This window comes from Pseudomonas sp. GW821-FHT01D09, assembly GCF_059422465.1.
The window spans coordinates 248,913-265,155 of the sequence record NZ_JBWKWY010000001.1; the positions used below are offsets into that span (position 1 = coordinate 248,913).

The 16,243-nt window shown below is 62.5% G+C and carries 12 protein-coding genes; all 12 read left to right on the forward strand.

Translation table 11 applies throughout. The features are described 5' to 3' along the window. Window positions 1-2: 2 nt before the first annotated feature. Genes tssC through tssM form a run of 12 tightly spaced genes read left to right on the forward strand, consistent with a single transcriptional unit; the run spans window position 3 to window position 16,189 of the window. A complete protein-coding gene (gene tssC / locus AC07W7_RS01215; protein ID WP_495038463.1) occupies window positions 3-1,478 on the forward strand; it encodes a type VI secretion system contractile sheath large subunit in 1,476 nt (491 codons plus the stop codon). 14 nt (window positions 1,479-1,492) lie between these two features. Continuing rightward, window positions 1,493-1,912, forward strand: coding sequence for a type VI secretion system baseplate subunit TssE (gene tssE, locus AC07W7_RS01220; protein WP_076963297.1), 420 nt, complete (start codon window positions 1,493-1,495; stop codon window positions 1,910-1,912). Beyond that, complete coding sequence (gene tssF / locus AC07W7_RS01225; protein ID WP_495038464.1) at window positions 1,902-3,671, forward strand: type VI secretion system baseplate subunit TssF; 1,770 nt, start codon at window positions 1,902-1,904, stop codon at window positions 3,669-3,671. The genes tssE and tssF overlap by 11 nt, the downstream gene beginning before the upstream one ends. Then, window positions 3,635-4,642 carry a type VI secretion system baseplate subunit TssG gene (gene tssG, locus AC07W7_RS01230; protein ID WP_495038465.1) on the forward strand — a complete coding sequence of 336 codons (1,008 nt, stop codon included), beginning with the start codon at window positions 3,635-3,637 and terminating at the stop codon, window positions 4,640-4,642. Before tssF ends, tssG begins: the two co-directional genes overlap by 37 nt. Window positions 4,643-4,654: 12 nt before the next feature. Continuing rightward, entirely contained in the window at window positions 4,655-7,228 is a 2,574-nt protein-coding gene (gene tssH / locus AC07W7_RS01235) for a type VI secretion system ATPase TssH (protein WP_495038612.1), read from the forward strand. Further along, entirely contained in the window at window positions 7,225-8,751 is a 1,527-nt protein-coding gene (locus AC07W7_RS01240; protein WP_495038466.1) for a sigma-54 interaction domain-containing protein, read from the forward strand. The genes tssH and AC07W7_RS01240 overlap by 4 nt, the downstream gene beginning before the upstream one ends. A gap of 39 nt (window positions 8,752-8,790) precedes the next feature. After that, window positions 8,791-8,928: a type VI secretion protein TagU gene (locus tag AC07W7_RS01245; RefSeq protein WP_197881969.1), complete on the forward strand. Its 138-nt coding sequence runs from the start codon at window positions 8,791-8,793 to the stop codon at window positions 8,926-8,928. A gap of 15 nt (window positions 8,929-8,943) precedes the next feature. After that, window positions 8,944-10,071 (forward strand): type VI secretion system-associated FHA domain protein TagH, encoded by a 1,128-nt coding sequence (tagH, locus tag AC07W7_RS01250; RefSeq protein WP_495038467.1) that lies wholly within the window; start codon window positions 8,944-8,946, stop codon window positions 10,069-10,071. Window positions 10,072-10,076: 5 nt separating this feature from the next. After that, a complete protein-coding gene (gene tssJ, locus AC07W7_RS01255; protein ID WP_099169683.1) occupies window positions 10,077-10,562 on the forward strand; it encodes a type VI secretion system lipoprotein TssJ in 486 nt (161 codons plus the stop codon). A 1-nt stretch (window position 10,563) separates the two neighbouring features. After that, the gene (gene tssK, locus AC07W7_RS01260; protein ID WP_495038468.1) at window positions 10,564-11,895 is read left to right on the forward strand and encodes a type VI secretion system baseplate subunit TssK; all 1,332 of its coding nucleotides are present in this window, start codon (window positions 10,564-10,566) and stop codon (window positions 11,893-11,895) included. Between the two features lie 4 nt (window positions 11,896-11,899). Next, window positions 11,900-12,766 (forward strand): type IVB secretion system protein IcmH/DotU, encoded by an 867-nt coding sequence (gene icmH, locus AC07W7_RS01265; protein ID WP_495038469.1) that lies wholly within the window; start codon window positions 11,900-11,902, stop codon window positions 12,764-12,766. Between the two features lie 15 nt (window positions 12,767-12,781). Next, on the forward strand, window positions 12,782-16,189 hold the full coding sequence (gene tssM, locus AC07W7_RS01270; protein WP_495038470.1) for a type VI secretion system membrane subunit TssM: 3,408 nt from the start codon (window positions 12,782-12,784) through the stop codon (window positions 16,187-16,189). Window positions 16,190-16,243 lie beyond the last annotated feature (54 nt).

Here is a 16,243-nt window from a genome sequence, read left to right on the forward strand (position 1 = left end):
GCATGACCACGAGCCCGACCGCCCACGTAACCCCCCTGGATACCGAATACAGCATTCTCGACGACATCATCGCCCAGACCCGCCTGACGGCCGATGATGAAACCTACGGCATCGCCCGGCGCGGTGTCTCGGCCTTTATCGAGGAATTGATCAAGCCGCAAAACCGAGGCGAGCCCGTCAAGAAGCAACTGGTGGACCGGATGATCGCCGAGATCGATACCAAGCTCAGCCGGCAAATGGATGAAATCCTCCATCATCCTGAATTCCAGGCACTGGAGTCGGCGTGGCGTGGCCTGCAACTGCTGGTGGACCGCACCGACTTCCGGGAAAACATCAAGATCGAGCTGCTCAACGTCTCACGCCAAGACCTGCTGGATGATTTCGAGGACTCGCCGGAGGTCGTCCAGTCCGGGCTCTACAAACATACCTACAGTGCCGAATACGGTCAGTTCGGCGGTCAGCCCGTCGGCGCGATCATTGCCAATTACTTCCTTTCACCCAGCGCGCCCGACGTCAAGCTGATGCAGTACGTGTCCAGCGTCGCCTGCATGGCCCATGCACCGTTCATTGCCGCCGCCGGGCCTGGTTTTTTCGGGCTGGAGAGCTTTACCGGCCTGCCAGACCTGAAGGACCTGAAAGACCACTTTGAAGGGCCGCAATTTGCCAAGTGGCAGAGCTTCCGCCAGAGCGAAGATGCCCGCTACGTTGCCTTGACGGTGCCACGCTTTCTCCTGCGAACGCCCTACGACCCGGTGGATTGCCCGGTCAAGACCTTCTCCTATAGCGAGCATGTGGTCAGCAGCCACGAACATTATCTGTGGGGCAACACCGCCTATGCCTTTGCCACGCGCTTGACTGACAGCTTTGCACGCTTTCGTTGGTGCCCCAACATCATCGGCCCGCAAAGCGGGGGCACGGTGGAAGACCTGCCGCTGCACCATTTCCAGAGCATGGGCGAAATCGAAACCAAGATCCCCACCGAAGTGCTGGTCTCCGATCGGCGCGAATACGAGTTGGCGCAGGAGGGCTTTATCGCCCTGACGATGCGCAAGGGCAGCGACAATGCCGCGTTCTTTTCCGCCAGTTCCGTGCAGAAACCCAAGCGCTTCGGGATCAGCGCCGAGGGCAAGGCGGCCGAGTTGAATTACCGGCTCGGCACACAACTGCCCTACATGATGATCGTCAACCGCCTGGCGCACTACTTGAAGGTCTTGCAACGCGAGCAACTGGGTTCGTGGAAGGAGCGCACCGACCTGGAACTGGAACTCAACAAATGGATTCGCCAGTACGTGGCCGACCAGGAGAACCCCAGCGCCGAGGTGCGGGGGCGGCGTCCGCTACGCTCGGCACGGGTTGTCGTCAGTGATGTCGACGGCGAGCCAGGTTGGTATCGCATCAGCCTCAGCGTCCGCCCTCATTTCAAGTACATGGGGGCGGATTTCACCCTGTTCCTGGTTGGCAAGCTCGATAAAGAATGAGCCGGGGGCTTGAGATGAGTCACTACAGCGGTTTCCTTGAGCGCCTTGCAGGCACTGCGCCGCTGTTGGCGGGGCGCACGCCACTGGCCTGCGTCGCGGCGTCGGTGGCCACCCACCTGGGCAACATGCTCAGCACCCGGGCGGGCAGCGTGCAGACGCTGCCCGACTATGGCTTGCCGGATCTCAATGACATGCGCCTGAGCCTGCACGAATCCCTCAGCCAGGCACGTTTTCTGATCGAACGGTTCATCACGGCCTACGAGCCGCGCTTGAGCCATGTGCGGGTCACGGCGCTGCCACAGGGTCGCGATCCGCTGGCCCTGGCCTTTGATATCCAGGGGGCGTTGCATATCGACGGGGTCGTGCAGGTGGTGGTGTTCAGCGCAAGCCTGGCTGGCAATGGGCGAGTAGAGGTCACCCCAGGTGTCTGTTAACCGCTATTACCAGAGCGAACTCAACGCCTTGCGACACTTGGGGCGGCGCTTCTGTGAGCGTAATCCGGCACTTGCCCCATTCCTCGGGGACAGTGGCCGGGACCCGGATGTCGAGCGGCTGCTTGAGGGCTTTGCGTTCCTGACGGGCCGCTTGCGGCAGAAGCTCGACGACCAGTTGCCGGAGCTCAGCCATTCGCTGATGCACCTGTTGTGGCCCAACTACATGCGACCGTTACCCGCGTTCAGCATGTTGCAGTTCGCGCCGTTGCTGCGTGCCGGGCCCGCGATCACCGTCGAGCGGGATACGCCGGTGGAAAGCGTGGCGATTGACGGTGAGCGTTGCCGCTTTCGCACCTGCTATGCAACGGATGTGCTGCCCCTGCAAATAAGTGCGCTGGATTACTCGGCCCAGGGCGAGGGCGCCTTGCTGAACCTGCGCCTGGAGATGACCGCCGAAGGGCATATGGGCGAACTGGTGCTTGAGCACCTGCGCTTGCATTTTGCCGGGGAGCGCTATGTCAGCCAGATGCTGTACGTGAGTCTGCTGCGCCACCTGCAAGGCATTGACCTGCTGCTGCTCGATGGCGAGTGCAAACCGCTGGTTGCGCGCAACGGGCAAGTGTTGTCATTGCCATTACCGGCATCGGTGGTCCGGCCAGCAGGTTTTTCGGCAGACGAGGCGCTGCTTCCCTATCCGCCGAATGCATTCACTGGGTATCGGCATCTACAGGAATATTTCGCCTTTCCTGACAAGTACCTGTTTGTCGACGTCGGTGGCCTGGATATTCTGCAAACCTTGCCGCATGACCTGCTCCAGCAGGCCCGGGGGGTTGAGTTGCGCTTCAAGCTTCGCCAGCGCAATCCCGGGCAGGTGCTCCCCACGGTGGACAACGTAAAGCTGTTTTGCACGCCGGTCGTCAACCTGTTCAAGCACGACGGGGTGCCGATCCGATTGGATGGCAAGCAGGATGAATATCTGCTGCTGGGAACCGACTATGCGCCAGGCCATTGCGGGGTTTTTTCCGTGGATCAGGTCACCGGATGGCGCCCGGGTGGCCTGGGCTACCAGGCGTATGTGCCATTCGAGTCGTTCGAGCACGACCAGCAGACCGCGTGCTACAGCATTCGCCAGCGGCCGTCCCTGCAACACAGCGGCCTGGATACCTACCTGAGCTTCGGCATTCGCCAGTTCGGGGATCAGGAAACCCTGTCCGTCGAGCTGACCTGCACCAACCATGACTTGCCACGCAAATTGCGTATCGGTGACATCAATCAAGCCTGCGAGCAAACACCCGAGTTCCTGTCCTTCAGCAACATCACTGCCGCCACCCCCGGTATCGCGCCCCCGCTGGACAGCGGCTTTTTGTGGAAGCTGATCAGCAATATGTCGCTCAACTACCTGTCCCTGAGCGATATCAATGCGTTGAAAGTGGTGCTCAAAACCTATGACTTGCCGCGCTACCACGATCGCCAGGCCGAAAAAATCAGCCTTCGACGGCTGGACGGGTTGCGTTCGATAAGCCAGCGCCCGATCGACAGGTTGCAGGGCGGCTTGCCGACTCGAGGGGTGGCAATCGATCTGACCCTTGACCCCCAGCACTTCCTCGGAGAGGGCGACCTGTTTGTCTTTGCCTCGGTCCTCAATGAGTTTTTTGCGCTGTACGCGAGCCTCAACTCGTACCACGAACTGCGCGTTACCAGCACACAAGGAGAGGTGTACCTATGGCCATCCCGGATGGGCCAGCAGGCCCTGCTTTAACCGAGTTGTCCCGGACCATCCGTGAGTATTCGCTGTTCCAGGCGGTCTTGCAGGTGATTGAGCGTTTGCGTGAGGCCCACCCATCCCTTGGCGATGAGGCGCTGTATGACCTCCTGGAGTTCCAGGCCAATCCGGGGTTGGGGTTTCCCGGCAACGATATTGACCGCGTGACGTTCTTTATCGAGCGCGGGCAATTGCGGGCACGTTTGCGCCTCAATGTATTGGGCCTGGTGGGGGCGAATTCGCCACTGCCGGCATTTTATGCTGAGCACGCCTTGGCCGAGCGGGCGGGGGGGAATCCGGTCGCCGACTTTCTTGACCTGTTCCACCACCGTTTGCATCGGCTGATGCTGCCTCTGTGGCGCAAGTACCGTTACCCGGCACGCTTTCGAGCGGGCGCCAGCGATGCATTTTCTGCGCAGATGTTCGCCCTGATAGGCCTGGGCGGCCGGGCCATCCGGGGGGCGACGCCATTGGACTGGAAACGCCTGTTGCCCTACCTGGGGTTGCTGGGCATGCGCGCCCATTCGGCGGCGCTTATCGAAACGGTGCTGCGTTACTACTTCAAACACCCATCGTTGCTGATCGAGCAATGCGTCCAGCGCAAGGTGGTGATTGCCCGTGGGCAACGCAACCAACTGGCACATGCCAGCAGTTTGCTGGGGCGGGACCTGGTCCTTGGGCGGCAGGTCGTCGACCGTGCTGGCAAATTCAGGGTGCATCTCCAGGACCTCGACTGGCAGCGTTTTCATGAGTTTTTACCCGACGGCGCGAACCACTTGCCGCTCTGCGCGCTGATTCGCTTCGCCGTGCGAGACCCTCTGGACTATGACCTGCGCCTGGTCCTGCGCCCCGGGGAGATACGGGCGCTGCACATAGGCCAACGCAATGTGTGCCGGCTGGGCTGGACCAGTTGGATGGGGCAGGCGCGCGCGGACGGTGTGCTCACACTGGCCAGTAAAACTCACTAGGGACAGATGACTATGATGAATGTGGACTTGCAGCAATTGATTCGTGTGCTGGCGACACAAACTCGCCATGACCTGGAGCGCGCCGCAGAACGCTGTGTGGCCCGGGGTGGCTCGCAAGTCCTGGTGGAGGACGTCTTGCTGGCGCTGCTGGAGCACCCACAAGGGTTGCTGGTGCGTGCGCTGCAAGAGGCCGGCATCGAACAGGGCGAACTGCAAGCCACGCTTGTGCCCAGGATGGGGCAGGGCACTTCGCGCAATCCGGTGTTTGCGCCGTTGCTGGTGCAATGGTTGCAACAAGCGCTGGTTGTTGCCCAGCTGGAGTTGGCGCACTCCCAGGTCAGTGAGGCGGCCTTGATCCTCGCCTTGCTGCGTAACCCGTTGCACCACGCTGGTAGTCGTTATCAGGTGCTGCTGGCCCGTCTCGATGCGCAACGCCTGCTTGAGTTCGCCTTGGGCGAGGAGGCCGAGGTTTCCCGGGGGTACGCCTGTGGCAACCCTGAAGCGTTGTTGCCGCGTTTCACCCATGACCTGACCCAGCAGGCCCTGGATGGGCGGGTCGACCCGGTCTTGTGTCGAGACGTCGAGATCCGGCAGTTGATCGATATCCTGACGCGTCGGCGCAAGAACAATCCGATCATTGTGGGTGAAGCCGGTGTCGGCAAGACCGCGCTGGTCGAGGGTTTGGCCAGGCAGATTGCCCAGGGGCAGGTGCCGCCGGTGCTCCAAGATACGCGCCTGCTGATCCTCGACATGGGGCTGCTACAGGCCGGCGCCAGTATCAAGGGCGAGTTCGAGCGGCGGCTCAAGGGCGTTATCGAGGAAGTGAATGCTTCAGCGGTGCCGGTGATCCTGTTCATTGACGAGGCGCACACCCTGATCGGGGCCGGTGGTTCGCCGGGCAGCGGCGACGCGGCAAACCTGCTCAAGCCGGCGCTGGCCCGTGGCGAACTGCGCACCATCGCGGCCACCACCTGGTCGGAGTACAAGAAGTACTTTGAAAAGGATCCGGCACTGGCCCGGCGTTTTCAGCCGGTGCATGTCCAGGAGCCCAGTGTCGATGATGCGGTGACGATCCTGCGTGGTCTCACCTCGGTGTATGAAGCCAGCCATGGTGTGTACGTGCGTGATGACGCCGTGGTTGCCGCCGCGCAGCTATCGGCACGCTACCTGGCGGGGCGACAGTTGCCCGACAAGGCTGTGGATGTGCTCGACACGGCCTGCGCGCGCGTGCGCATCAGCCTGGTGACCGCTCCGCCGGCGTTACAGGCCGTGGCTGGCCAACTGGCGGAAAGTACCCGCCAGCACCAGGCACTTTGCCGCGACCGGGATGCCGGGCTGCCGATTGACCCTGGCGCACTGCAGGTACTGGCCGCGCGTCTGGAAACCGTCGGTGGCGAACATGAACACCTCAAGCAGTGCTGGACACGCCAGCGTGAGATGGCCGAGCGGGTACTGGCCTTGCGCCTACAGTTGAGCCAGGCCCGCCAGTCCGGGCAGGCCATCGAGCTGCTTGAGCAGCAACTGTGCCAAGCCCACGGCAGCCTGCTGGCAGAGCAATCACAGCAGCGCCTGGTCAATTTTGAAGTATGCCCGCGGCTGGTGGCGCAAGTGATCAGTGCCTGGACCGGCATTCCGCTCAGCCAGGTAGCCTGCGAGCACAGCGTCAAGGTCCTCGACTTCGCCACCGATCTGCGCACGCGCATTCTCGGCCAGGAGCAGGCCGTGCAGAGGCTGGACCGCTCGATGCGTGCCGCCGCCGCCGGGGTGAACCGGCCCGATGCGCCCGTGGGCGTCTTTCTGCTGGTCGGTCCCAGTGGCGTTGGCAAGACGCAGACGGCGTTGGCGTTGGCCGACCTGTTGTATGGCGGCGAACGGTTCATGACCACCATCAACATGTCCGAATACCAGGAGAAACATTCACTGTCACGCCTGATGGGGGCTCCGCCCGGCTATGTCGGTTATGGCGAAGGCGGCGTGCTGACCGAAGCGGTCAGGCAAAAACCCTATTCGGTGGTGCTGCTCGATGAGGTCGAGAAGGCGCACCTTGGGGTCATGAACCTGTTCTACCAGATCTTCGACAAAGGCTGGGCCCATGATGGCGAGGGGCGTGAGATCGATTTTCGCAACACGTTGATCCTGATGACCTCCAACCTCGGCAGCGAACACATCATTGACCTGTGTGGCGCTGCGCAGCGCCCCAGCCCGCAAGCCTTGCAAGCAGCACTTGCGCCGCTGCTCAACCAACACTTCAAACCGGCGCTGCTGGCCCGCATGTGCGTAGTGCCGTACTACCCGATCAACGGTGCGGTGCTGCGGGAGTTGGTAGAAAGCAAGTTGCAGCGCCTGGGCCAACGTCTGCTGCAGCGGCATCTGGCATTCAGCCATTGCCCGCGATTGGTCGATTACCTGGCAGAGCGCTGTACCCGCAGCGAGAGCGGGGCGCGGTATGTCGATCAGTGGATCGACGCCAATCTATTGCCCCAGATCGTCGATCGCCTGCTGGAGGCAATGGCCAGGGACGAACATGTGCAGCGCGCCCACGGGACGCTGGATGGCGACGGTCACCTCATCTGCGAGTTTGCATGATGAGGGCAGCCCCGTTGTCACCGTCGCCGGACTATACCGAACAACTGGTGCAGTGGCTCTTGCGCCTGGGCCTCGACAGCGATCGGGCAAGTGTGCCTGGCAACCTTGCCCAGGCCGCGGTGCAGTTGAGCCAGTGCACGCTCAGCCAGGTGTACCTGTCAGATGAGGCCGGCCATGGCCTGCTCCTGGCTGCCGAATACCGGCGGGAAGAAGGGCCTTGGGATATCGGTGTGGGCACAGAGGTGGACCAACAGGGCCAGCAATTGCTGCAGTTCGCCCTGGAACATCAGCGCCCCCTGAGTATCCGTGGCCTGCAAAACAGCATTTATGACACCGCTTTCATTCCCAGGGGCCTGGCGCCCTGGGAGTCGCTGCTGTGCGTGCCCATCACCCATCGACATCTCCCCGCGAGGGGCGTGCTGCTATGCGTAACTGAACATTCCAGGGATCTGCTGGGGTACGCCACAACACTGGGACCGTTGGGGGCTTTTGCCCTGCGCCAGCGGGCGCTGCTGCAGGACGCCAGCCCGCCATCGCCGGCCCGTCCGGGGCTCGCTCGCGTGCTCCGTCCCGCAGGTCTTGGCCTGATAGGCAACAGCGCGGCGATGGACGAGACCTGCCGCCTGATCGGCAAGGTGCTGGACAGCACCTACACCGTGCTTTTGCGCGGCGAGACCGGTACGGGCAAGGAGGTGGTCGCCCGGGCGATCCATGCCATGGGCCCGCGTCGATCCAGGGCCTTTGTCGTACAGAACTGCGCCGCATTCCCGGAAGGGTTGCTGGAAAGCGAACTGTTTGGCTATCGCAAGGGCGCCTTTACCGGTGCCGACCGGGATCGTCCCGGTCTGTTCGATACCGCCGACGGCGGCACGTTGCTACTCGATGAAATCGGCGATATGCCGATGTCGCTGCAAGCCAAATTGTTGCGGGTCTTGCAGGAGGGCGAAATACGTCCGCTGGGTGCCAGTACCGCCCATAAAGTGAATGTGCGGATCATTGCGGCCACTCACCGTGACCTTGGCGCAATGGTCGCCCAGGGGAGTTTCCGTGAGGACCTCTACTATCGATTGGCCCAGTTCCCGATCGAACTGCCGGCCCTGCGCCAACGCGAGGGCGATGTACGGGCGCTGGCTCGGCATTTCGCAGGCAAGGCCTGCGCCGCCCAGGGGCGAGCGCCGGTGTCCTGGTCGAACCAGGCCCTGGATCAGCTGTCCAGCCACAGCTTTCCCGGCAACGTGCGCGAGCTCAAATGCCTGGTGGAACGCGCCGTGTTGTTGTGCGACGACGGGGTGATCCTGCCGCAACACCTCTTGCTACCACTGGCGTCACCCGCACAGGCCACCGACGCAACGCTGCGCCAGCGCCTGGAGCGCGTCGAGCGGGGCTTGCTGATTGATTGCCTGCACAAGAACCGTGGCAATCGCACCCGTGCTGCCCGTGAGCTGGGGGTCGCCCGGCGCACCCTGTTGTATCGCCTGGCACGGCTGAATATCCCCTGCGGTGATGTCAAGGGCGAGTGCTGAATGTTCCGCGCACGAATTTATTTCAATGGGAGAGGCGTGATGAGTGTTTTTCGATGGCCGGCAGTGGGGATGGTTCTACTGATGTGGGCGCTGAGTGGTTGCACGGCGAACTACGTGTTTGACGACGATGACTATCGGCCGCTGGGTGACCCGCGGTCCAACCAGCGCGGGCAATAAGCCAGGAGTCCCTGTATGCAGTTGGTATTTGAGGTCTGTGGCAATGGGCAAGGCATGCCTGGCTCGACCCGCAGCAAAATCTTTGATGGCGCTGGAGGGGTGATCGGCCGTGGTGCCGATTGCGATTGGGTGATTCCCGACCCCAGTCGCCAATTGTCCAATCATCATGCCTTGGTCAGCTTTCGTGACGATCAGTACTTTCTGACTGACATCAGCACTAATGGCATTCGCCTGGGAGACGGCGCCGTGCGCTTGCGCAAGGGCCAGGCCCGGCCGATCAGCCAAGGCATGGTGTTGCGGATGGGGCCGTTTGATCTGCGCACGCAATTGGTGGCGGCCGCTGACGCGTCGAATCATCGCGACAACCTGATCCCTGATGACGCGTTCCTGCAGTTGGATCCTGTGCGTGCCCTGGATGACCAACAGGCCCGGCCACTACCGGAACCGAGCAGCACGCCCTCGAACTGGGCGGACACCAGCACGGTGGAACGCCACCATGTGCCTATGCCGACCCTGGTCGAGCCTGCCCTGCAGGTTTCCCCGCCTACAGAAACCATCCCGCCAGCCCATGACCATGGGCTGTTCTGGGGGGCGTTTGCCCAGGCGCTGGGCGTGTGCCTGGACCCTCTCGACGAACCTGGGCGGCAAGCGCTGGCCATCAAGGTCGCGGGCTTGCTCAAGCAGGCCATCGAAGGGCTGCAACAGAACCTGCACACCCATGCAGAGCTGAAAAGTGCGCTGGGCACCTCGCTCGGTCAGGCGCCAGCCCGCGACCTGGGGCTGTTGAGCGAGGGAGGGCAAGCGCTGGAGGCCATGTTGCAGGGGGCTGGCGAACTGACGATTACCCAGGCATATCGCGATTTACAGGTGCACCAGGTTGCACTGCTCGCCGGCTGTCGGGCGGCCATGCGCGGCGCCCTGGCGGCGTTTGCACCTGGCCAGTTGCTGGTCCGTTTTGAACAGCAGGGCAACACCCCGCGAATCCCCACCAGCGGTGCTTATTGGCGGGCCTATCTGCGCCATTATCAACGCCTGGTCGAGGACGACGATTGGGAAGAGCGCCTACTGAACGAGGACTTTGCCAACGCCTACAGGGAACAGGTGCGCCTGGTTTCCACCCTTCATAGCCCTTGTTCTGGATGAGCCCCATGCCACGTGCCACCTCTGTTCTGTTATTGGCTGTGATGGGGCTGTTGCCCGGTTGCAGCAACCTGTCTCCCTATTCGACGCTGACCAAGCTGGACCTGACGTTGACCGCCAGTGATCGGGTCAACCCGGATGTGAATGGCCGGCCGTCACCGATCGTGGTGCGCCTGCTGGAACTCAGAAACCCCGTGGCCTTCGAGAATGCCGATTTCTTCAGCCTGTATGGGCGTGCCGAAAACACCTTGCCCAAGGACCTGGTCAGCAGCGAAGAGTGGGAATTACGCCCTGGCGAGCAGGTCGCGCTGAAGCTCCGTGCAACGCCAGGCAGCCGTTACCTCGGCGTGCTGGCGGCCTACCGGGATTTGCCCCAGGCGCGATGGCGCCATGTGGTGCCGCTGGCCGTCGAGTCGCGGACCCAGGTCGATCTGCTGCTCGACGAAGCCGGCGTGCGTGCAACGGCTTTGCAGACCGCCAAGGCAGGTGACTGACATGCTGATCGATAAAGTGATCTGGCAGGAGGGCATGTTGTTGCGCCCTCAGCATCTGCAGCACAACGACCGCTACTACCACCAGCAACTGGCCCGCCGCAGTCAATTGGCACAGGGCTATGCCTGGGGCTTCCTGACGCTGGAAATCGACCCGCAATACCTCGATATGGGCAAGGTAGTGGTCAGCCAGGCCAGTGGTGTACTGCCTGACGGCACCCTGTTTGAACTGCGTGAGCCGGCCTCGCCGCTGGTACTGGAAATCCCAGCCAATAGCGGCAGCCAGGCGGTGTACCTGGCTTTGCCGATGGTCGCCGGCAATGCAGTCGAGGTACGCCAGCCGGCGCAGGCTGACGTCGTGGCACGCTATACCGCGTACGAAGCCGAAGTGGGAGACGCCAATGCCGGCGAAGACACGCGCTGCGCCATCACCTGCGCCCGCCCGGACTTCCGCTTGCTGCTTGGCGATGATCCTGGGGGGCAGACCTGCGTCAAACTCAAGGTCGCACAGGTCCAGGATTGCAGCGCCCAAGGCGTTGTTGCGCTTGATAGCGTGTTCTCCCCGACGTTCATGCACCTGCACGGCTCGCCGTTTTTGTTGTCTTGCCTCAAGGAGGTGATCAGCCTGTTGGCGTTTCGCGGTGACGCGATTGCCGAACGCTTGCAGGATGCTGGCCAGGCGGCCGGTGCGCAGATGGGGGATTTCCTGATGCTGCAGTTGATCAACCGGACCGAGTTGATCCTGCGTCACGACCTGGACCAGGCCCGCCTGGGCCCTGACCAGTTGTACCAGGCCCTGCTTGGGTTGTTGGGGGAGCTTTCGGCATTTTCCAGCGATACCAAACGCGCCAGTTTTGAAGGGCGCTACCGGCATAGCGACCAGGGGGCGAGCTTTCGGGAACTGATGGCGGCCATTCGTTCGGTCCTGTCGATGGTGCTGGAGCAACACGCCATTGAACTGGTATTGCAGCCCCGTCAATACGGTGTGCTGGTGTGCCCGGTCAATGACCTGAACCTGCTGGGCTCTGCCACCTTCATTTTGGCCGCCAGTGCCCGCTGCGATTCGGAGGTACTGCGCCTGCGGCTGCCGGCGCACCTCAAGGTCGGGCCGGTGGAGCGGATTCGCGAGTTGGTCAACCTGCACCTGGCGGGTATTAGCGTCAAACCGCTGCCCGTGGCGCCACGGCAGATTCCGTTCCATGCCAGCAAAACCTATTTCATGCTCGAACTCAGTGCCCGTGACCTGGAGCAGTTGGAGCATTCAGGCGGATTCGCCTTCCATGTCAGCGGCGAGTTTGCCGATCTTGAATTGAAATTCTGGGCTATCAGGAACTGAACCTATGACGATGGACAAGGCATACCCACAGGATGACAAGACGGTCCTGCTGGATCGGCATGGATTCGGCCCGGCACAGGGCGCCATGACCGATTTCGAGACGCCACCGCGCTTTGAACAGCTTGAAGACCGGATGATCCATGCCGCCCATTTGCAGGGCACGCAGCATTTCAGGCTTGGCCTCAACCCCCTGGTGACGGCGGCCTGGGACCTGCTGTCGGAGGTGGTCCGGCTCAAGGGCGGCTCGGCCCGTGAAGGCCTGCACTCGCTCAATGACCGACTGTCCTCGGGCATCACGCTTTTTGAACAGCGGGCCCGCCACGACGCAATCCCCGACAGCCAGATCATGGCGGCCCGCTACGTGTTGTGCAGCGTCCTTGACGAGGCCGTGGGCACCACGGCGTGGGGGCGCCAGAGCGACTGGTCGCAAATGAGCCTGTTGAGCAGCTTCCACAACGAAACCTTTGGTGGCGAAAAATTTTTTGAGCTGCTGGAGCGACTGTCCAGGGACCCGTTCAAGCACCTGGCGATGCTGGAGTTGATGTACCTGTGCCTGGCACTGGGCTTTGAAGGCAAGTACCGGGTGATGGAACGCGGGTTGCTGCAGTTGGAGGGCATTCGTGACGCCTTGTACCGGCAGATCATCCATGTGCGTGGGGACGCGCCGCCGGCCACTGATCCCCGGCCACCGTCCAGCCGCAAGCCTGGGCCGGCGATGCGCATTGTTCCGGCCACCTGGGTCTGGGTATTTGTCGGGGTGGGCCTGGGCATGATGTATGCGGGGTTCGCCTGGGTGCTTGGGGAGCAACGCGAGAGCGTGCTCCAGCCCTATCTTCAGACCACCCCAGACATCACCCGGACACCGAAGTAACGCAGGGAGCGAATCATGAAACCTCTATTCAAAACGCTGGTTGCAGCCCTGGCGCTGACCTGGGTCTGGAGCCTGCTGCTGGTGCTGTTACTGGCCTGGGCCGTGTGGTGGTTCGGGCCGCTCCTGGCGGTCGACGACAAGCGTTTCTGGCTCGGTGCGACTTCGCGCTTACTGACCATCAGTGGCTTGTTCCTGGCCTGGGGCCTGTTGATGGTCTTCGTCAATCGGCGTAACCCTGGGCAACTGCCTGGCGATGATGCCGGCCCGGAGCAGGCACTGCCAAAACAGCGCAAGGGGCTGGTCGAGCATGAGCAGAACAACGTGCGTGGCCGCTTCAAGGAGGCGCTGCAAGCCCTCAAGACGTCGCACCGCTATGGCAAGCGCAGCGAACGCTGGCGCAGTGAGTTGCCCTGGCACCTGGTGATGGGATACAGCGCCAGTGGCAAGACCCGTCTGTTGCAGGCCGGCGGGCTACAACTGCCATTGGACCGCACGGATGCCGGCGACCCACACGCAGCTGGCGGCATACGTCATTGCGAGTGGTATTTTGCCGAGGAAGGGGTACTGGTCGAAACCCCGGCGCGCTACCTGGCGCACATCGACAGTGAGGTCGACAGCGGTGGCTGGGTGACGTTGTTGAACCTGTTGAAAGCCCGTCGCCGTGCGCGCCCGCTCAGCGGCGTACTGCTGACAGTCTCGGTGGACACCTTGCTCAATGGCAGCGAGCAGGCACTGAGCGTCATGGCGCGCCAGTTCAACAGTCGCCTTCACGACCTGCGGCAGACCTTGCATGTGCAGTTGCCGGTCTACCTGGTACTGACGCAGGCGGATCATTTGCCCGGGTTTGTCGAGTTCTTCGAGCGAACGGAGGGCCAGGCCAGTGATGGCCTGTTGGGCGAGCACATCGTACCTGGCCAGGCGGGAACCGATGTTGGCGAAGTGCGCCAGGCCTTTGAAGCCTTGCTGCAGCGTTTGAGTGGGGAATTGATACAACGCCTGCATCTGGAGCGCAGTGGTGAGCGCCGGGGGCGTATGTTGGATTTCCCCCGGCAGGTGGCGCTGATCGGGGAGCGGTTGTGCCTGTTTATTGAACTGGCGTTTTCTGCCCATCGTTACCAGCGCGTCAACGCCTTGCGCGGTTTTTACCTGACCAGCTCCGGCAGTGAGTCGGGCGCCGGGCAAAGCCGCCCACGGTTTATCCAGGGGCTGTTCAGCCGGGTGGTGTTCGGTGAGGTCGACCTGGCCGGCCTGGACCACCGGGAACGGGTGCGCATCCGTCGGCGTCAGCGCGGCTTGGCGCTGGCGGCCTTACTGGTACTCGGCGCTGCAGGTTCACTGTGGATGTACAGCTATTCGCAGAACCATCAACGCCTGGAGCAACTGCGTGAATTGGCGCGCACGCCTGTCCGTGGCCACGCTGCAGCAGACCAGACCCTGGCGATCGTGCCGCTCCTGGATAGCCGACTGGCAGCCACCCAGGTTTTTGCGTCACCGCAGGGCGCGGGTTGGATGCCATTCGCGGGTTTGTATCAAGGTGACAGGAGCCGCCCGGTGCTGGACACGGCCTACCAACAGGCATTGCTACAACACTTGATGGCCCGGGTCCGCGAGCTGTTGGAGCTGCAGGTGCGCAGCAGCTTGCACGACCGCCAGCAGCTACTCCTCAGCCTGCGCGCCTACCTGATGCTCAACCTGCCAGAGCGCCGGGACAAGCAATGGTTGGCGGATCGGGTCGCCGAATTGTGGTCGTTGCGTTACCCCACAGACCCGTCGCTGCAGAAGCGTTTGAACCTACATTTTGCCCAATTGCTCGAACAGCCCTTTGCAATGCCGCTCGACGAAACGCTGGTCGCCCGGGCTCGCCAGGTGCTGAAAGCACAGCCCCTGGCTGGCGTGGTCTACCGTCTGTTGCGTGAGCAGGGCAGCGAGCTTGAGCCCTATCGCTTCACTCAACACCTGGACCCGCAGGAGCAAGTGTTCACCGGCATCGACCAGGCCATTCCGGGCTTTTTCACCCAGCGGGGCTACCGTCAGTTCTTTGCGGTGCAGGGCAGCCGGATGGTCGATAGCATCGTGCGCGACAACTGGGTGCTGGGGGAGGGCACGGAACTCAATGCCCTGGGCCTGCGCCAACTGCTGGTCGAACTGGAGCAACGCTATTTCAGTGACTATGCCCAGGCCTGGAGTGCCGCATTGGCCCAGGTGCGTTTACAGGACAGTGAGACGTCGCGGCAAATGGCCGAGCAACTGGCGAGCCTGACCTCACCCCGTTCGCCGTTATTGCAGTTATTGCAGCAAATCAGGGAAAACACCCGTTTCTCAAGCCCTGTCGAGCGCCTGGACGCACTCCAGCCGGGTTCGCCAGTGGCCCAGGCCGCCTTGGACAATGCCACGCAACGGATGCCTGACACCGCACAGCGCGCTTTGCAGCGTCGGTTTGAAGCCCTGCATCAATTGCTCGATGAACAGGACAACCCAGGGCCTGAGTTGTCGCAGGTGCTGCAAACCCTCAACCCGTTGCAACTGCAATTGGCCACCCTTGGCCGGGATAACCAGCCTGACCGGGCGGCCTTTGAGATGGTCAAGCGGCGCATGCAGGGGCAACGGGACGCCCTGGGTAACCTGCGCAATGCCACGGAGCGCCTGCCGACGCCCCTCAACGGCTGGTTGGCGGGCGTAGCGGATGACAGTTGGCGCCTGGTGCTCGACGCGGCCTACCGGCACCTGAACCGGCGTTATCAGAGTGAGGTGTATGGGTTCTATTCCTCGGCGATCAAGCAGCGCTATCCGTTCAGCGCCCATGCCAGCAGCGATGTCGCGCTCAATGATTTTCGCGAGTTCTTCAAGCCGCAAGGGTTGATGGCGCGGTTCCTTGACGATGACCTGCGGCCCTTTGTCATCGGCGATGGCAACCGTTATCGGTTGCGCAGCCTGGATGGCCGCAGCCTGCCGATGTCACGGGCGTTGCTGGACCAACTGGCCAAGGCACGCACCATACGCGAGGCGTTCTTTGCCGATGACCCGGGGGAGCCGGGGGTGCGCTTCACCCTGGCGCCCTATAGCCTGGACCCCACGGTCAGCCGGGCGATCCTGCGGTTCGGCGACCAGCAGATGGAATACCGCCATGGGCCGATTGTACCGATGCTGTTCCAGTGGCCCACCGATGTCGAGGGCGGCCGTAGCAGCCTGGTGCTCGAAGGCATGGCGCAACAGCCATTGGGCATTGAAAAAAACACCGGGCCATGGTCGCTGTTCCGCCTGTTCGATTTGCTGCAGGGCGAACCCTTGAATGGGCGTGATGCGCGCTTGCTCAAGGCCGATATCGGCGGCCTGCGCGCCCACTACCTGTTGACCAGCCAGCGGACGCCGAACCCGTTCGAGATGGCGGCGTGGCGGACCTTCCGCATACCGGAGCAACTATGAGCCCACGGCAAGATACCTGTCGCAACGCCGGGCGTACGGCGCCAATCACAGCGG